General features: G+C 44.9%; 14 protein-coding genes, 4 tRNA genes and 1 other annotated feature. Of the genes, 4 read left to right on the top strand and 14 right to left on the bottom strand.

The window, feature by feature from the left end; translation table 11 throughout:
* Positions 1-829: 829 nt before the first annotated feature.
* Positions 830-1,309 carry a flavin reductase family protein gene (locus tag NSQ22_RS00985; protein ID WP_011886640.1) on the bottom strand — a complete coding sequence of 160 codons (480 nt, stop codon included), beginning with the start codon at positions 1,307-1,309 and terminating at the stop codon, positions 830-832.
* 397 nt (positions 1,310-1,706) lie between these two features.
* Positions 1,707-2,645, bottom strand: coding sequence for an IS3 family transposase (locus NSQ22_RS00980; protein WP_339264046.1), 939 nt, complete (start codon positions 2,643-2,645; stop codon positions 1,707-1,709).
* A 16-nt stretch (positions 2,646-2,661) separates the two neighbouring features.
* Between NSQ22_RS00980 and NSQ22_RS00975 the strand changes: the two genes are divergently transcribed.
* The 4 genes from NSQ22_RS00975 to istB all read left to right on the top strand — a co-directional run bounded on the left by NSQ22_RS00975 (position 2,662) and on the right by istB (position 8,640).
* On the top strand, positions 2,662-3,897 hold the full coding sequence (locus NSQ22_RS00975; RefSeq protein WP_031406929.1) for an IS256 family transposase: 1,236 nt from the start codon (positions 2,662-2,664) through the stop codon (positions 3,895-3,897).
* 569 nt (positions 3,898-4,466) lie between these two features.
* Positions 4,467-4,718: a binding site (T-box leader), on the top strand.
* Positions 4,719-4,839: 121 nt separating this feature from the next.
* Positions 4,840-5,835 carry a tryptophan--tRNA ligase gene (gene trpS, locus NSQ22_RS00970; RefSeq protein WP_339264044.1) on the top strand — a complete coding sequence of 332 codons (996 nt, stop codon included), beginning with the start codon at positions 4,840-4,842 and terminating at the stop codon, positions 5,833-5,835.
* A 454-nt stretch (positions 5,836-6,289) separates the two neighbouring features.
* A complete protein-coding gene (gene istA, locus NSQ22_RS00965; RefSeq protein WP_311088183.1) occupies positions 6,290-7,879 on the top strand; it encodes an IS21 family transposase in 1,590 nt (529 codons plus the stop codon).
* A complete protein-coding gene (gene istB / locus NSQ22_RS00960) occupies positions 7,876-8,640 on the top strand; it encodes an IS21-like element helper ATPase IstB (protein WP_081157650.1) in 765 nt (254 codons plus the stop codon). The genes istA and istB overlap by 4 nt, the downstream gene beginning before the upstream one ends.
* Before the next feature lie 31 nt (positions 8,641-8,671).
* Here the strand turns inward: istB and NSQ22_RS00955 are convergent, their stop codons facing one another.
* From NSQ22_RS00955 to NSQ22_RS00900, 12 genes are all read right to left on the bottom strand, one after another.
* Positions 8,672-9,505: a hypothetical protein gene (locus NSQ22_RS00955; protein WP_339264042.1), complete on the bottom strand. Its 834-nt coding sequence runs from the start codon at positions 9,503-9,505 to the stop codon at positions 8,672-8,674.
* A 508-nt stretch (positions 9,506-10,013) separates the two neighbouring features.
* Positions 10,014-11,816, bottom strand: coding sequence for a glutamine--fructose-6-phosphate transaminase (isomerizing) (gene glmS, locus NSQ22_RS00950; RefSeq protein WP_081157586.1), 1,803 nt, complete (start codon positions 11,814-11,816; stop codon positions 10,014-10,016).
* A gap of 525 nt (positions 11,817-12,341) precedes the next feature.
* Positions 12,342-13,688, bottom strand: a complete 1,347-nt coding sequence (glmM, locus tag NSQ22_RS00945; RefSeq protein ID WP_008881526.1) for a phosphoglucosamine mutase — start codon at positions 13,686-13,688, stop codon at positions 12,342-12,344.
* A 27-nt stretch (positions 13,689-13,715) separates the two neighbouring features.
* Complete coding sequence (locus NSQ22_RS00940; protein ID WP_008881527.1) at positions 13,716-14,996, bottom strand: CdaR family protein; 1,281 nt, start codon at positions 14,994-14,996, stop codon at positions 13,716-13,718.
* Complete coding sequence (cdaA, locus tag NSQ22_RS00935; protein WP_008881528.1) at positions 14,989-15,810, bottom strand: diadenylate cyclase CdaA; 822 nt, start codon at positions 15,808-15,810, stop codon at positions 14,989-14,991. The genes NSQ22_RS00940 and cdaA overlap by 8 nt, the downstream gene beginning before the upstream one ends.
* A 72-nt stretch (positions 15,811-15,882) precedes the next feature.
* Positions 15,883-16,494, bottom strand: coding sequence for an anti-sigma-W factor RsiW (gene rsiW, locus NSQ22_RS00930; RefSeq protein ID WP_008881529.1), 612 nt, complete (start codon positions 16,492-16,494; stop codon positions 15,883-15,885).
* 14 nt (positions 16,495-16,508) lie between these two features.
* On the bottom strand, positions 16,509-17,072 hold the full coding sequence (gene sigW, locus NSQ22_RS00925; RefSeq protein ID WP_029761591.1) for an RNA polymerase sigma factor SigW: 564 nt from the start codon (positions 17,070-17,072) through the stop codon (positions 16,509-16,511).
* A 178-nt stretch (positions 17,073-17,250) separates the two neighbouring features.
* A complete protein-coding gene (gene rocF, locus NSQ22_RS00920) occupies positions 17,251-18,150 on the bottom strand; it encodes an arginase (protein ID WP_008881531.1) in 900 nt (299 codons plus the stop codon).
* Between the two features lie 187 nt (positions 18,151-18,337).
* Positions 18,338-18,410: transfer RNA gene (locus tag NSQ22_RS00915), tRNA-Ala, on the bottom strand.
* Positions 18,411-18,416: 6 nt separating this feature from the next.
* Positions 18,417-18,488, bottom strand: a tRNA-Gly gene (locus NSQ22_RS00910).
* Positions 18,489-18,495: 7 nt separating this feature from the next.
* Positions 18,496-18,568: transfer RNA gene (locus NSQ22_RS00905), tRNA-Lys, on the bottom strand.
* Positions 18,569-18,700: 132 nt separating this feature from the next.
* Positions 18,701-18,775 (bottom strand) — tRNA-Gln (locus NSQ22_RS00900).
* Positions 18,776-18,788: the final 13 nt, after the last annotated feature.

Genomic DNA, 18,788 nt, shown 5'->3' with positions numbered 1-18,788 from the left:
GAATCATACCAAGAGGGCTTTTTTTATTCAAGTCCCCGAAAAAACTTCTAACAGGAATGCTCCTTATATGTATGTATAAGCATCTTTTAAAAAGAAAAATAGTATACGATGTGAAATATTAGGTTAACCATTTCGTTCAAATGAATCTGATAATCTTTATCCGACGATAAACAAGGCTTCCAAAAATGATTCGGAAAATTCTTTAATATTTACGCCCAACCATCACTATTGCTTTTTTGTTGTTTCTTAAGTTCAACCATGATATGACCAGCTTTGGTATATTTCTAACAATGGTAAATCATTATGATTCTCGGTTTTGTGATGAAATGTACAGTGTCTGGCGAAATGGCCTCTCTTTTAGAAGTATGATGTCAAAGGATTGTTGTTGAAAAACTAATTTTTCCATTCACTCTTGGAGACAATGGGGGATCTGCATCACTAATTGGTTACCTTCGTGTATTTTTAGGTGGTTGCTCTGAAATCTTCCATCAATTAACATAAGACTTAGTTCTTTAGGATTTTTCATCCCTGTACTAATCTCGATTTCTTCTGACTGATTTATCACATATAAATAAGGTGTACTATGAACTTTAGATGTATGAAAGAGGTATGCAACTTTGATATATATTATTGATTCATTGATGTTTTCTAAAACAAGCTGATCATTATTCCTTTTATCGTTGTTTATTAACATAATTTTAAACGTTAGTTCGATTGCTAAAGATGAAGCAGGCTTTTTCCGCCTGCTTCATCTCATCCATACAGTGGTTTCTATATCCGTTCCTTTCGCAACCGCTTATAACAGTCTTGTACGTTAGGAGTACCCCAATCACCCTCCGTAATAAAATCCGGTTTCCTTCAGTGTCAGCGGATCTCCTTCCCGATGCACACCGGCATTAATGACTTCGCCTACATAAATATAGTGATCGCCTTTTTCTACTTTTTCGACAACTTTGCACTCAAAGAAGCTGAGCGCATCTTTAAAAATCGGACATCCTGTTTCTTCGGTATAGAATTCGTACCCTGCCAGCTTATTTCCTTCCGGTTCTAAAGATTTAAAGAAAGCGGTGACCATATCCTTCTGGCCTGTTTCCAAAATATTGACGCTAAATACGCCACTTTTGGCAATTTGCTCTTGGGAACGGGTGCCTACTTTCACTGCAACCGCTACCAATGGAGGATTAAAAGACGTTTGTGTCAGCCAGTTTCCCGCAAAAGCATTGGCAGTACCGTTTTCATCTTTTGTGCCGACAATGTATAAACCGTATGTAATTCCACGTAAAGCCGTTTTTTTCGCCTTGGCATCCATGTATGGAACTCCTCCTTCCATAAAAATCGTGTTTTTCAGTTGTGTAGATGTTCTTATTTTCCATTTTATCCAAGCTAATTATATCTGTCTAGCTTTTCATTTTTAAGAAACATAGGGAGATTTCACAACTTACAATACAGCGGACGAACACAAGTTTTCAAGAAAACGAAAGATGGCATAATCCTTTATTGGAAAAGTGGATGGAAGAATCCCCCTTAAAAAAAGTGGGTGTCCCAAAAGTAGAAAATGGGACACCCTCATTTTAAAGAGTCCAGTATACAACTTTTTTGTCACTTAACCGGATTGACCCCCTAAATTTGGACACATCCTATCTTAATTTTAGGTTATTCTCAAAATTTCTCGTTTTTTCTTGGCAAGAAGACAAAATCCTCTTGCCTTATACGCGAACTTCTTTGATGATTAACGATTCCGTTTGCGCTTTTTTGTAAAATTCACGCGGTGGAAGATCGAGAATACTCGAATGAATCCTTCGCTCGTTATAAAATTTCATGTACTCCATCACGGCTTGATAAGCTTCTTCATAGCTGTCAAACGCCATTCTTCCTAGACATTCCTCCTCCAGTAAACGATGAAACGCTTCCATATGCGCATTCATATTCGGCGTCCGTGGTGGAATCCGTTCATGTTCGATTCCAAATCGCTCACAGGCAGCTTCAAAGGCATGAGAAATAAATTGCGGGCCGTTGTCTGTCCGAATCACAGGTTTATTTGCCTGTTCAAATTGCTGACGCTTGAATAACGCTCTTTGAAGCGTCTTTACGGCATCGCTTCCTGAACAACTCAACCCAATATGGTAATCAATTACCGAACGGTCATACACATCGATGAGCGACAAAACAAAGAAAAAGCGTTCTTCTCCTTCGATATATCCGTATTTCACGTCCATTTCCCATAACTGATTCGAGCCTGTAATAATGCGATTTCGAGCGAGTTTCTTCGGATATGGAATCCGTTTCTCTCGCTGCGGACGTAGTAAGTCCATCGCTTTACACAATCGATATACTTTTTTCTTACTGATCACAAGCTGATGGTCTCTTCTTAACTGAATGGTCAGCTTTCGATATCCGTAGGCAAATCCTTCTCCCATCACAAGCTCAGAGAGCCATTCTTGGATTTGTTCGTCTGACACTTTTTCGCCAGTTGCCGTTAGAGAGTAGCCGGGTGTTGGACGTCCCCCACCTACTGTTTTCTTCTCGACTTTTCCGTTCTGCTGATAATAGTTAAGTCCATATAATTGTGTAAAAAGGGAAATAGAAAAAGAGCCATGTTGCTTCCCCTTTGGTAGAATAAACAGTGGACCAAAAACACCAAACATAAGGAGGAATGCAACCATGGCTCAATATCATATTACCCTAAATGATGAACTTTTGCACGGGTTATTCACCAGAGATGAGGGATTAGCTAAGCTATTGGAACAAGTCCTCAATCAAATCCTCGAGGCACAAGTAGAAGAACAGCTGGGAGCTCGCCGTTATGAACGAACGGAAGAACGAAAAGGCTATCGAAACGGTTCGTATCCACGCCAGCTGACGACCCGGGTGGGACGGTTGACCTTGCGCGTTCCACGGACAAGAGATGGGGAGTTCTCTACGGAACTGTTCCAACGGTATCAACGGAGCGAACAAGCACTGGTACTGGCACTAATGGAAATGGTGGTAAACGGGGTGTCTACCCGAAAAATCACTCAAATCACGGAGGAATTATGCGGCACTTCGTTTTCCAAGTCCACGGTCTCCTCACTGTGCAAGGGACTGGATCCGATTATCCAAGACTGGAATTATCGTTCCCTTCATGAACACGTGTATCCGTTTGTGCTAGTAGATGCTATTTATACGAAAGTCCGGGAGGATGGACGAGTACGCTCCAGAGCCGTGTTGATCGCTACAGGAGTGAATGAGGAAGGATATCGAGAAATTCTTGGCCTGCAAATCGGAAACAGTGAATCGGAGTCCAGCTGGAGCGAGTTCTTCGGATGGCTGAAAGACCGGGGACTCCGGGGAGTGGACTTGATCATCTCGGATCAGCACGGTGGGCTGGTGCAAGCCATTGAAAAGCATTTCCAAGGCGCTACATGGCAACGATGCCAGACACATTTTATTCGCAATATCCTCGATGCCGCACCAAAGTATATGCAGGATGCCTTGCTCGAGGAGATTCGTGGGATTCTTCATGCTCCAAATAAGCAAACGGCCCGGCTGTTATTGGAACAAGTGCTGGCCAAATGGGAAGAAAAAGCCCCAAAAGCCATGCAAATCCTCGAAGAGGGATTCGAAGACGCCACCGCCGTATTGGACTATCCGGACCGTTACCGGCGGCGCCTGCGCACGACCAACGGAGTGGAACGGCTGAACGAAGAAATTCGCCGCAGAGAACGGGTCATCCGCATCTTTCCGAACCGGGAATCGGTGTATCGCCTCGTTGGTGCCGTGTTGATCGAAATCGATGAAAAATGGATGTCAGGGCGCAAATACTTGGATATGGCTGAATATTGGCAGTGGCGGAAAACGAAAGAGCAAGGAGTCCGATCGGTGAATCAGGAGGCTCCGGCGATCAAGAGAGTGGGATAACCTCTACGCCGTGTCAAGGAGAACGTGGAATACCGGAGCGAAGCGAGGATATGCCGCGAAAGCTCCTTGACACGCCTGTTCCTTGACAACATGATCATTTGTCCGGGAAGGCGACCGGCAGGGAGACTTTCCGGTCTTACCTACCATACGTCAAGTCATCAGGTCCATGTTGTCTATCAAAGGGGAATTTACACAATAATTTGGACTTGACCTCACTTGTCAGGTGCAAAACAGTAAAACGCAGGTTGAGTCACAGGTAAAATCGCACAATTTTCACAATGAATTCACAGTATAATTCAAATCAATAAAAGAGCTTGAAAAACGTTACAAGAAAACGTTCCAATCTCTTTTATATTTAATGTAGGTTATTCAACAAAGCACCCGTTAGCCAACCATGAAGCGAGCTTCATCACAGATGATGGAAGTTAATTCTTTCTTCCATGGGAGTCAACCATGCCGCATCTATGTGGCACCAGCAATGATGAAAATACTGATTTTTTGTATAATTTAGTAAAAAAACATTGCAATCATTCTACCGTGTGATTATAATAAATAAAAAAATTCCATATATCTTTGTGATGATGAAGAATAGTAGGCATGGCGGACACTTCAGAGAGCTGATGGTTGGTGCAAATCAGTGTGGAAACCATGTTGAATGGGCTTCGGAGCAACCAGACCGAAATTTAGAGTAGGTTTTGGCGGAGAGTCTCACCGTTAAAAGAGACAAGGTATCGAAACGTAATTTACGTTTCCGTACCCTAAAAGTGCGTTTGTTGTTTTACAAACGAACAAAGGTGGCACCGCGGCTTTCCGTCCTTTGGCAAGTGGATGGAAAGCCTTTTTATTTAGTTGTCTAAAAGGAGTGATTAGTCATGGAAGACGGCTGGTGGACGTCTTTTTCAATTCAAAACATTAAAACTACAACAAAATGGAGGGATTTTGATGAATAGGGAAATATTAATATCAGGAATAAGACCTACAGGAGAATTACATTTGGGTAACTACTATGGTGCAATGAAGAATATCCTTGAATTACAGGAAAAGTACAATTCATACTTTTTTATCAGTGATATTCATTCACTAACTACTCACCCTAAACCAGATGATTTAACGAGAAATGTTTTGGAAATTGCTAAAGATTATTTGACAGCAGGGCTCGATCCAAATAAATCTACATTTTATGTCCAATCCTCGATTGCAGAGGAAATATGTGAATTGCATACTTATTTAAGCATGGTAATGCCATTAGGGGATTTATTACGTTGCCCAACATTTAAAGAAAAAGCAAAAAAACACCCTGATAATGTTAATTATGGATTAGTAGGTTATCCGGTTTTGATGGCAGCAGACATTCTTATACACAAAGGAAAATTTGTGCCCGTCGGCGAAGATCAACTTGTTCATTTGGAAATAGCAAGGACAATTGTACGTAGATTTAACCAACTCTATGGAGATATTTTTCCTGAACCAAGACCTATTATGGAAAATGCTGTTCGTATTCCTTCTCTTTCAGGGAAAGGGAAAATGAGTAAATCAGATAACGCCGACAGTTATATTAGTATGAAAGATGACAATGAAACCATTCAACGAAAAGTAAAGAAGGCATATTCTGATCCCACTCGTATCTATAAACATCAAGCAGGTAACCCTTCAAAAGAGGGGTGCAACGTTTATCATTTACACACTTATTTTACTGAAAAGGAAATGTTAGAAAAGATTCAGCTCCAATGCAGTAATGCGACTATAGGGTGTGTACAATGTAAATCCATTCTATCCGATTCAATCAATTCAATCGTTGAACCGTTTAGGGAAAGAAGAGAAAAATTGTCAGACAGTTATGTATATGATGTTTTAGCACACGGACGAATGAAAGCTAAAGAGTCATCACAAAAAGTTATCAGTGAAGTTAGAAAGGCAATTGGATTAAGGATGTTTTAAGTGATTTAATAAGGTGTATCGAATAGTGATACACCTTTTTCTTCATCAATTTATTAACGGTTTATTATGACTAACTGCTTCGTTAGCCAACCATGAAACGAACTTCACCACAGATGATGGAAGTTCATTCGTTCTTCCCTGGGAGACAACCATGCCGCATCTATGCGGCATCATCAGAATAATGAAAATATTCATTTTCAGGATAGACCTCCATGTCGTGCTTACGGCACTAGCAAATGATGAAAATACTAATTTTCGGGATAGTTAAAAAAGAAATGGGTGTAAGCAAAACACCCGCAAAATGTGCGGGTGTTTCTGCTTAAATAACCATATGTAACTGCTAAACTAAAATGGACAGAATCCGACAAATAAAATTGAACACTCATTTACCAATTTTACTCCGAACAGCTATGATAGATGTTGAATGCTATCTAGCTGTTGGAGGGATGGAAAGGTGGATAAGTGGGAAGTGTACATGGAAATTTATCAGCTCTTAAAGCAAGGATTTAGTAAAGCCACTATCGCTAAAAAATTAAACATATCCAGAACGACATTATATAACTATTTAAAACGTTCACCAGAGGAAATGACGATATGGCTGGCTTCTACGAAGCAGCGAAGAAAAAAGTTAGACCCTTACCGAGAGATTATTTTACATTGGATTCAGAAGCATCCAGATCTATCAGCGTCTCAAGTACAAGATTGGCTGGAGGAACAATATCCCGATCTCCGTGTGGGAGAAAGTACGGTCCGCAGCTATGTGAGGAATTTACGAGAGGAGTGGAACATCCCAAAAGAAACTTCTGTCCGCCAATATCAAGCAGTGCCAGATCCACCAATGGGTCACCAAGCGCAAGTCGATTTTGGAAAAGTCAAAGTAAAAAATCAACAAGGAAAGGATATCGTGTTATATTTTATCGCCTTTGTTCTTTCGCACTCCCGTTATAAATACATGGAGTGGCTGAATCGTCCTTTTACGACGAGAGATGTCATCCAAGCGCACGAGAATGCGTTCCAATGGTTTGGGGGAATCCCAAACGAACTGGTTTACGATCAGGACAACCTGATTGTGGTCAGCGAAAATGCCGGGGATCTCATTCTCACGGCCGAATTTGAAGCCTATCGGAGACAACGAAACTTGACTCTTCATGTATGTCGAAAGGCAGATCCGGAAAGTAAGGGGAAAATCGAAAACGTCGTAGGATTTATCAAACATAACTTTGCCAAACATCGGATCTTTACTACTATCGATGCATGGAATGAACAAGGATGGAATTGGCTGCGCCGAACAGGAAACGGCAGAGTTCATAATACGACAAAAAAGAGACCGGCCGATGTGTTCGAACTCGAAAAAGCACACTTACGACCGATCTCTCCATCATTGGACGTGACTGGTGTCCCCAAAACAAACCTTACCAACAGTATAACAAGGACGGTGAGAAAGGACAATACCATTCTGTACAAATCCAATCGATACACGGTTCCGTGCGGAACCTATACATCGTTTGGGAAAACGGTGCAAATCGTCATTCAAGAGGCAGAACAAGAACTCCTGATCTATGATTTGGAAACCGGGGAATACTTAGGGAAACACCCGATCACTCACGGCAAAGGGAAACTCATTCAAAACCGGAATCATCTGCGTGATCGAGCGAAAGGGATCGATGTGTATCTCGAGAGGATTGCCCATGAATTTGAAAATCCGGATGCGGCCAAGGAGTATCTCGAACGTATACGAAAAAACTATCCACGATATATACGGGATCAATTACAGCTCATTCAAAAGCAGCTGGCTCAATCTCCACTCTCTCTGTGCAGCCAAGCGCTGCAAAAATGTATGGAATTACAGTTGTATAGCGCCTCTGCATTTACAGATATGGTCGGTTACTTACAACGACAACATAGATGGAACACTTCCGACAAAGTCGTTTCAGTGAACCGAATTCAACCATTACGTGAGGGGAACCTTTCGGTTTTGGAAGCTCAACCAGCTGTCAGAAGCATCGAAGAATATATTGAGATTTTGGAGGGAAGAACGAAATGAGCCAGCTGGCGAAAGTACAAGAGTTATTGCGAACGTTGCGTTTGACAGAAACGGCTTTTCACCTGCCTGTACTAGTGAAACAAGCAGAAACAAACGAGATGACCTATCTTCGTTTTTTGTCCATAGTATTACAGTATGAACAAGATTGTCGGGAGAAAAAAGCACGGGAAAGGCGTCTAAAATGGGCAGCTTTCCCGTATTACAAGACATTGGACGAGTTTCAGCTGGATGAACAGCCATCACTGACAAAACGGCAATTTCATCAATTGCGGGAACTCGCATGGTTAGACCAACTTTTTAACTTAATTTTATTAGGACCGCCAGGTGTAGGGAAAACCCATTTAGCGATTGGACTTGGGATGGAGGCGATTGATCAAGGGTATAAAGTGACGTTTATTACCATGGGAGAGTTGATTCAAGCGTTAAAAACAGAAGAAATCACTCGCAAATCTCGAATTCGTCTTCAGCGTCTAAGAGAATCCAACCTCGTGATTATCGATGATCTCATGTTTATGGCGATGGATCAACGAGAAGCCAATTTGTTTTTCCATTTGATCAATGACTTGTACAATCAATCATCCATTATTTTAACGTCCAACAAGGGACCAAGTGAATGGGGAGAACTACTGGGGGATCCAGCGATCACTACAGCCGTATTAGATAGAATTATTCATCGGGCAGAGGTGATTCATTTAAACGGAGACAGCTATCGCATGAAGCATAGAATTTCCATTTTCAGCGATGAAACTGTTCAAAATTAATGAGCAAAAAGTGTTCAATTTTACTTGACGGTTACACCATATCAATAATTCCATTAATCCATTCAGAATTTTCTTCGATTCCGAGCTTATTACAAAGATTTTTATGAACTCTTTTAAATTCTGGAACTATACTTTTCATCACATTCATAATTTCAAGGGGATTTCTACCACATTCCCAACTTTCAAGGAGGGAAAGTTGCCAAGCTTCTAGCTTGCTTCTTTCCCCTTCGTATTTTGCCCAATCACCAAACGTATTTGGTTGGATTCCTACTTCCATATACCAAGCTGTTGCCATTGATAAACGTAAGTTGTCAATACATTTCAAAGCATAATAATACTCTTTTCTCATTACTCTGCGATAAGCTTCATGAAAATACGCAAAAAACTTTGTTCGCCAAAGTTCCAATTCTTCAATTGTTGGTTCATAGGATAAAGCCATTGATTGATCTAAAATATCTGCCAACATTCCGTTTGTATCTTTTACAATTTTTATATTTTTCAACCATACGGAAGGCTGAATATCTTCAGGTTTATAATAAAATGTATCCACTTTAACGAAACAATCATAGTGAGCGATTGAATAAGTTACAAACGGACCTAAATCCTCAAAATAAAGAACATTTCCCCACTTTTTAGGGCGATTTTTTTTGTTCGAGATAAATGCTTGGAATTTTTCAGGTAATACAACGATGCGGAGGTCAATGTCGGAATATAAATCCATGTTTTCACTCCCGATTGAACCACCATAAAAAACCGCTAATACATCATCGTCATTAAATAAATCTTTTTCAATTGCAGTCATTAAATCTTGACGATGCTTTGGAATTTCTAAATCTCTTTCTTTGTGTCTAGTTACAAATCCCACACATTGAATAACAACTCCCCTAAAATATATTTTTAGAATATAAATCCATATTGATTTTATATATTAGATATTTAGCATTTGATTCCTTCTTTAATTATACTGCCCGTTAGATGCCCATGCATCGCTTCGCGGCATCACAGATGATGAAAGAAATTTTATTCTTCCATAGAAATCAAATAAGACCGATTTTAATCAATTTACCACAATATTACAAACACTTTCAAAATGCCTTTTATTATTCAAATATTTGTTTGATCGGAAATAAAGAAAAAATTGTTGGCATAAAAATTCGCCAACACTTTTATTGAATATATAACTTTATTTTTCAGTATGCGACTTTATCTTCCGCAGATAATAGAAAAAACAAAAGCCTGCTGGATTCACCAACAGGCTTTCAGTTCCCGACTTTTTTGTTCGGTACCTAACTTTTTTGTCCGGTTCCCGACTTTTTTGTCAAGTACCCGACTTTTTTGTCATTCAACAACAGCTTTTCCGACCAACGAACCGCTCACTCTACCGTCACGCTTTTCGCCAAGTTGCGTGGTTTGTCGACGTCGCAGCCGCGATGCAGGGCGGCATAGTACGCGATCAGCTGCAGCGGTACGACGGAAACAAGCGACGTGAGAGCCGGATGGACGGCTGGGATGATGAAGCGATCTCCTTCTCCTTCTAAGCCGCGCATCGAGATAACGCATGGATTCGCGCCACGGGCAACGACTTCTTTTACATTGCCGCGAATGCTTAAGTTGACGTGCTCTTGGGTAGCGAGAGCGATGACCGGCGTGCCATCTTCGATGAGGGCGATCGTACCGTGTTTCAACTCACCACCAGCAAACCCTTCCGCTTGGATATAGGAGATTTCTTTCAGCTTGAGCGCGCCTTCTAAGCAGACATAGTAGTCAACCGCACGGCCAATAAAGAAGCAGTTGCGCGTCAGCGTTAAGTAGTCGCTCGCGATTTTCTCCATTTCCTCTTTCGCATCGCACAACATTTCCATCACATTGGCGACGATAGCGAGCTCTTTCATCAAGTTAAAGTCCAATTCGAGACCTTTCGCTTTCGCTGCACTCGCCGCTAAAATCGCCAATACTGCGATTTGTGCCGTGTATGCTTTTGTCGAGGCAACGGCGATTTCTGGACCAGCGTGCAACAACAGCGTATAGTCCGCTTCACGCGACAGCGTCGAGCCTGGGACGTTGGTAATCGTAATGGCTTTATGGCCGAGTTTTCTCGTTTGCACAAGCACAGCACGGCTGTCGGCCGTTTCACCGCTTTGCGAAATAAAGATGAAGAGCGGCTTTTCCGACAGGAGCGGCATATTGTACGAAAATTCGCTGGCAATGTGCACTTCGACTGGAATTTTCGCCCACGATTCAATCAATTGTTTGCCGACAAGGCCTGCATGATAGCTCGTTCCACACGCGACAATGTATAAGCGGTCCGCATTCAACACCTCATTGACGATTGCTTGATCAATGGCCAATTCTTCGTTGTCATCTTGGTATTTTTGAATGATGCGGCGGATGACAAACGGCTGCTCGTCAATTTCTTTCAACATGTAATGCGGGTACGTCCCTTTTTCAATGTCGCTGGCATCGAGCTCTGCCGTATATGGCTTCCGTTCGACTTTCTCACCATTTAACGTTTGAATTGATACGTTCTCGCTTGTGACGATCAACATTTCGCCGTCCATGAGTTCGACAAACTGGTTCGTCACTTGAAGCATCGCCATCGCATCGCTGGCCACGACGTTGAACCCATCACCGAGACCGGCGAGGAGCGGGCTTTTGTTTTTCGCCGCATACAACGTTTCCTCGTTTTCTGCATCAATCATCGCGATCGCATACGAGCCTTTTAACAGCGAGAGCGCTTTGCGGAACGCTTCCTCCGTCGTCAGCCCTTCTTGCACAAACTTTTCGATGAGCTGGACGATCACTTCCGTATCCGTATCGCTCTGGAACGTGACACCAGCCAAGTAGTCGCGTTTCAGCATTTCGTAGTTTTCGATGACACCGTTATGCACGAGCGTAAAGCGGCCGGAGGCGCTTTGGTGCGGGTGGGCATTCACCCGGCTTGGGGCCCCGTGCGTCGCCCAGCGTGTATGACCGATACCGATCGTCGCTTTGACGTCCGAGTCGACGATGCGGCGCAAATCGGCAATCCGTCCTTTTTCTTTAAACACATGAACGCCGTTCTCATTTAATACGGCAATCCCCGCCGAATCGTAGCCGCGGTACTCGAGTTTTTCCAATCCGCGCAACAAAATCTCTTTCACATCTTGGTAACCGATATAACCAACAATACCGCACATGGTAATATTTCCTCCTTTAACGTCGGAGGCTGCCGCTAACGAGATCCTTCCATGTTCAGTTGTCAAAGAACAACGGGGCCTCGCCGTCAATGCGGCAGACTCCCCTTTCGTTTTGTGCGATGACATCCTCCCCTTTGTCCAAAGGGTCACCCCTTTGTTTTAAGAGAGGACTTGCGGCTGTCATCGCTCCAGCCGGGAGGCATCCGCCGAAAACCTCGATAAACCTCCTCCTCGTCAACTAAGCGCGCGTCCGTTCCCGCGCTTAGTCCAGGCGCTTTTTTGTCGTCAAAACCAGTGCAACCATTCCACTTTGTCGAGCATGCCAACGGTTGCGGCACGCCATTTGTTCATCCATTTCCGCTCTTCGCCCCGCCATCGCCTCCTTTCAAGTAAAAGGCAACAACGTTAATGTTACAGCACATTCCCATCGTCGTCAACTCTCATTTTCTTTTTATATAAAACAACCTATGCATAAACAGAACATAATGTTCCGGTTATGCATAGGCTAATCATCAGTACATGCGGTTATTCCACACCCATCTCGCGACGAATAACATCAGCAATCCGCTCGACGTAGGTACGGCAAGCTTCCTCGGTCGGGGCCTCGGCCATAACGCGCACAAGCGGCTCAGTTCCTGATGGACGGACAAGGACGCGTCCGTTGCCGTTCATTTCCGCTTCCACTTCTGCGATGACCTTTTTGACTTGTTCATGTTCCATCGCTTTTTCTTTATCCGTCACCCGAACGTTCACAAGCAGCTGCGGATATTTTTTCATTTCCCCTGCCAGCTCGGAGAGCGGTTTGCCTTTGATTTTCATAATATTCACGAGTTGGAGCGCCGTCAGCATCCCGTCCCCTGTCGTATTATAGTCAAGGAAAATAATGTGTCCAGACTGCTCACCGCCGAGATTATAGCCGTTCTTCTTCATTTCCTCGACGACGTATCGGTCACCGACTGCCGTTTGCACACTGCTGATTCCTTGCGCCTCAAGCGCCTTGTAAAAACCAAGATTGCTCATGACGGTCGAGACGACAGTTTGTTGCTTGAGGCGGCCTGTTTCTTTTAAATATTTAGCGCAAATGTACATAATTTGGTCACCGTCCACGATGTTGCCACGCTCGTCGACGGCAATCAGACGGTCGCCATCTCCGTCAAACGCAAGCCCCACATCGGCTCCTTTTTCTTTGACAAACGCCGCCAGCGCCTCTGGATGGGTCGAGCCAACTCCTTCGTTGATGTTGAGGCCGTTTGGTGAAGCGCCCATTGTGATGACATCAGCTTCCAAATCAGCAAACAAATAGGTGGCAAGCGATGAGGTCGCCCCGTGCGCGCAATCGAGGGCAATTTTCATTCCAGAAAAATCCTCATCAATCGTCTGTTTTAAATATTGCAAGTACTTTTGTCCACCTTCAAAGTAATCGTTGACTTGACCAAGCGATGAGCCAATCGGCCGCGGCAACATATCTTCCGGGCTGTCGATCAGCGTTTCAATTTCTTGCTCCTGCTCATCTGACAGTTTAAACCCGTCCGGACCGAAAAATTTAATGCCATTATCTTGCACAGGATTGTGGGAGGCAGAAATCATAATACCAGCCTGTGCCCCGAGCGCTTTCGTCAAATAGGCAACGCCTGGCGTGGAGATGACGCCAAGACGCATCACTTCCGCTCCGATCGAGAGCAGTCCGGCAACAAGAGCACCTTCCAACATATGGCCGGAAATGCGCGTATCGCGTCCGATCAACACTTTCGGACGTTCAGCACTTTTCGTCAGCACGTATCCGCCGCAGCGGCCGATTTTAAACGCCAATTCCGGCGTCAGCTCACGATTCGCTACTCCACGTACACCGTCAGTGCCAAAATATTTACCCATTCGGTCAATCTCTCCTTACTGTACAATTTATTGTGCAGCTGCTTTTTCACTAATATTGACCATCGCTGTTTCTGCCGATGGCTCCCATCGGACTTGTTCCGGTTTGTCCCATCGAATGGTGACTCGGTGCTCACCCGCATCAAGCCCGCTGACATCGACATAGAGACGAACGTCGTCTTTCGTCAGACCACGGACGATATCAGGCGGGCCGATGAGACGGACGTTAATCTTTCCGCCTACAGGCTCCAAAAAGTCGGCCTGGTACGAATCCGATAGGCCGACAACATTAATTGGAATGTTTTCCCATGTTCGTACCTCATCTTTCTCAACCTTATTCTCTTCGTTCTCAGCCTTCTCCACCTTTTCAACATCGATGTGGACCTTGATTTTGGACGGGTCAATTCTTTTCACCCCGTCAGGAAGTGGAACATCAAGCTCTACTGTCGTATCATCCTTCACATTATCTAAGTCAACCGTCAGCCCATCGAGTTGTTTAATCCGGTCCAATGCGCCTTTTGATCCGTAAATCGTCACCTGCTCCGGTTCTGGATGGATGCTAACAAGACGCACCCCATCCGGCAGCTCCCCAGTTGTTTGTACTTGAAGTGGCACAGTCTTGCTAGCACTTTTGACCGGCACAGTCACTTCTACAACTGATGGCTGCGGCTCAACATCGATTTCATTGCCTTGGCGATCGTATACCCGAACTCGCACTTTTTTCGCCAACGTTTCCGTCGCCCCTTCCAGGTCGACGATCGCTTTTACAAACGAAATATCATCGATCAGCTCTTTCGATCCAGTAATCGTCACAGTGCCCGGCTCAACGGTCGGTTCGCCGACAGAATAGCCATCAGGCATTTTGTTTCGGTTAAAAAACTCGACGCTGACAGGGAAGCGTTTCGATACTTTTTCGCGGATCGTCACTTTCACCGAAGCGGGCTGAATGTTCACTTTCAATTTCTCGGAAACGTCCTTGTATTTGATCGGTACCGTATACGTACCTAACGGCAAATCCGTTAAATCGACGTACACTTCGAAATTCCGTTGCAGCGCCGTTGGTTTGACAATGCTTGCCGGACCTTGAAGCGTGACATTTACATATTGCGGCACGCCAGATACGATCAAGTTCTCCTCATCATAATAAGCAACAACCGGGACATCGATCAATGTTTCCGTATCTTCCTGGCCAAATGTATTGCGCGTCTGCTCCCCGGTTTTCGCCCCGACATTGGCCGACATATACAGCATGATGGCCAATAATAAAGAAACAACGCGAATAAACCAAGGGTGGTCCATTAATTTATCCATGTTTCTTCCCCCTCCATTGCCAACGGGAAGAAGTGGCGGTCTTCGCAGCTGGAGCCAGCTCGCCTGTTAACAGTTCCCGGAATTCATCGATCGTTAAATCGCGGTACAGCTCGCCGTTTTTCGCCACTGACACCGCCCCCGTCTCCTCGGACACAATGACGGTGACGCTGTCGGTCACTTCGCTAATACCAAGAGCCGCGCGATGGCGCGTCCCGAGCTCCTTTGAAATGAACGGACTCTCCGACAACGGCAAATAACAAGCGGCGGCAGCGATTTGATTCTTTTGAATGATCACCGCCCCGTCATGAAGCGGTGTGTTCGGAATGAAAATATTAATAAGCAGCTCGGACGATACGTGTGCATTTAGCATAATTCCGGTTTCAACATAATCGCCCATCCCGGTCTCCCGCTCGATGGAAATGAGCGCCCCGATGCGCCGTTTTGCCATATACTCGGTCGCTTTCACAATTGCATCGACCATCCGCAGCCTCTCTTCATCTTCATTGACGGTACTGCGGGTAAACAGTCGCCCACGGCCAAGCTGCTCGAGGGCACGGCGCAGTTCCGGTTGAAAAATGATAATGATCGCGAGAAACCCCCAAATGATCGCCTGATCCATCAGCCATTGCAGCGTAGTAAGTCCGAGATAATTACTCACAAAACGAACTAAAATAATTAAAAAAATACCTTTCAATAGCTGAATGGCCTTCGTCCCGCGAATCATCATAATCAATTTATAAATGACATACCAAACAACAAGGATGTCGACGACTTTCAATAAATACGACACGATGGGGAGCTCTTCGAAGGACATCTTCACACTTCCTTTATCTCTAATTCCAACCTTCTGATGGTCATGGAAAAAGCCATCGGACGATGGCTGCCATCATTCAAGTGATTGGAGCGCACGGCTGGCCTTCTCTTTAATATTATACCAAATCCATTCAAACACTTGATTAATTTCCTCTACTTCGCCTGTCACCTGCCCGGCCGATGCCATATATTTCTCCCCACGGATCACCGTCACATTCCCATCCACCGTTCCTTCAATCCGGATCGATCCATTGCGAACGACAATATCCCCTTTGACAGTTTCACCTTTTGGCACGATGACCGTATGGTCACGGATGATGACAGGTTCATCAGCCGAAACGGAAAATGAGCCTTTTCCCCCCCATGAGGAAGCAACGCTTCCTACAGTGAGAAGAAGAAACAGAGAAGCGGCAGTCAACAGTGGATGCCCGTGCAACCAACGACGCAGCCGCACTGTCTTTCTCTCTTTCGGCATGGCCCCCATCACCGTTGCTGTAAATGATGACGGTGCGGTCACGTGGGAGGCATATTGTAGAAAGGCGACCGTCTTTTTTAATTCATGAAAATGGGCAGCACAAGCGGCGCACGAACGTAAATGCTCTTTTAGCCGTAGCTCCTCATCCGGCTGAAGATCGCCGTCAAGATAGCTGTGCATAAGTGATACTATTTCTTTCGGACATTCCATAGTCTCCCACCCTTTTATAAATGGCCCAGTTGCCTGCGCAACGCTTCACGGCCGCGATGCAGCCTCGTTTTCACTGTACCAACCGGCAAGCCTAAAATCTCACTAATCTCCTGCAATGACAAATCTTCGATGTATTTTAGTACGATCACGCTTCGGTATTTCTCCGGCAGCTGCTCAATTGCACGCTGGACTGTCTCCTGTAGTTCCAAGCTTTCCACTGCCTCTTCAGGCGACGCCTCGCGAGAAGGAAGCTGAGCCTGCATCGTCAATCCATCCGTGCCGTTTAATTCCTCATCCAAATACACATCTGGTTTTCGTTTTCTCAACTTATCGATCGTTAAGTTCGTGGCAATGCGGTATAGCCACGTCGAAAACTTCATATTTGGATTGTATGTGTCAATATGGACGTAAGCACGGATGAACGCTTCCTGTGCCGCATCTTCCGCCTCATGGCGATTTCCGAGCATTCGGTAACAAAGGCGGTAAATCTTATCTTTATACAAATCGACAAGATCGGCATATGCGTTTTGGTCGCCTTTTCGGATCGCCCTAATTCTTTTTTTAATAAATAGATCCATAAAATACAATACCCCCGCCCTTACGGCTCATCTTATATTACGGCGCTTGATGAAGAAAAGTTTCATGCAACATGTTTATTGTATCATAGAACTGAAAAAAGAGGGGAGGTCAAAAGAATGACCTCCCCTCGATCACAGCGAGGAAAAAGCGATTTTACATTGCTCTCCGAGCAGCCCGTCAAACGAGTTTCTCTCCAAATAGTGATCCCATCAATGCTACGGCGACAGAGGCAGTTTTATTGCGTTCATCTAAAATCGGGTTCACCTCAACAAATTCAGCGGAGGTGATGATTTGCGCTTCAGCCAGCATCTCCATGGCCAAGTGGCTCTCCCGATACGTCAACCCGCCAATAACCGGCGTACCAACTCCTGGCGCATCGCTCGGGTCAAGCCCATCCAAATCAAGCGACAAGTGGACACCATCCGTCCGCTCTTTTAAATAGGCAATTGTTTCTTCCATCACCTTCGTCATCCCAAGCCGGTCAACCTCATGCATCGTATAAATTTTGATCCCTTTTTCCCGGATAAATTTCTTCTCCCCGTCATCAAGTGACCGAACCCCGATCAATACGACATGTTCCGGCTTAACTTTCGGACTGTATCCGCCGATCCCCGTCAGCGCTGGATGACCGAATCCAAGGCTTGCCGCCAGCGGCATACCATGAATGTTTCCAGATGGCGAAGTCTCCTCAGTATTAACATCGCCGTGCGCATCATACCAAATGACGCCCAACCGTTCATAGTGTTTAGCCACTCCAGCGAGCGTGCCGATCGCAATGCTATGGTCACCACCTAACACCAGCGGAAAGCGACCTCGTTTGACCACTTCATCAACAGCCGTCGCCAGCTTTTCATTCGCTTCCGCAACCGCTTTCAAATTACGCAATTGTGAAGCACCCTGTTCGTGCAATCGCTCCACCTTTCCAATCGGAATATCGCCCAAATCTTCAATATCGTAATGCAGACGTTCCAGCCGTTCAATCACCCCTGCATAGCGGATTGCGCTCGGCCCCATATCGACGCCGCGTCGCGTTTGTCCTAAATCCATTGGTACACCGATAATAGAGATTGGTTTCATGTTGTCTTCTCTCCTTTCCCGTTTCCCCTTATGCCCTTATTGTAGGGGAAACGGGGGCGATGACTCAACTCGACACTTTTTCGAATATTTATACCTTTGGGACTTCCTAGTCTACTTTCATTTAGCTGAGACTAGAGGCAAAAAAAAAGAGCAGTCTACTTCGGAATGCGAAGTAGACTGCTCTTGATGGAGCCTATCGGGATCGAACCGATGACCTCCTGCGTGCAAAGCAGGCGCTCTCCCAGCTGAGCTAAGGCCCCGTTCAAAGCGGAAGACGGGACTCGAACCCGCGACCCCCACCTTGGCAAGGTGGTGTTCTACCACTGAACTACTTCCGCATCATGATGAGCCATGGAGGACTCGAACCTCCGACCCTCTGATTAAAAGTCAGATGCTCTACCTACTGAGCTAATGGCTCACGGTTAAGATAACACTCTAAAGTACCGATTAGCTCTACCCGCCCCTTCCTCTACTAGCTAATTCAAGGATGTTAGATGCGTCGGGACAATGCTGATCTACGTCTTGTACCATTTTATGCACAAAAAAATAATGGCTGGGCTAGCTGGATTCGAACCAGCGCATCACGGAGTCAAAGTCCGTTGCCTTACCGCTTGGCTATAGCCCAACGTCATAAGGGA

The organism is Geobacillus sp. FSL K6-3411, from assembly GCF_037965715.1.
GTDB lineage: Bacteria > Bacillota > Bacilli > Bacillales > Anoxybacillaceae > Geobacillus > Geobacillus thermodenitrificans.
Note: the sequence above shows the minus strand (reverse complement) of the source record. Positions and strands in the feature narration are given on the sequence as shown.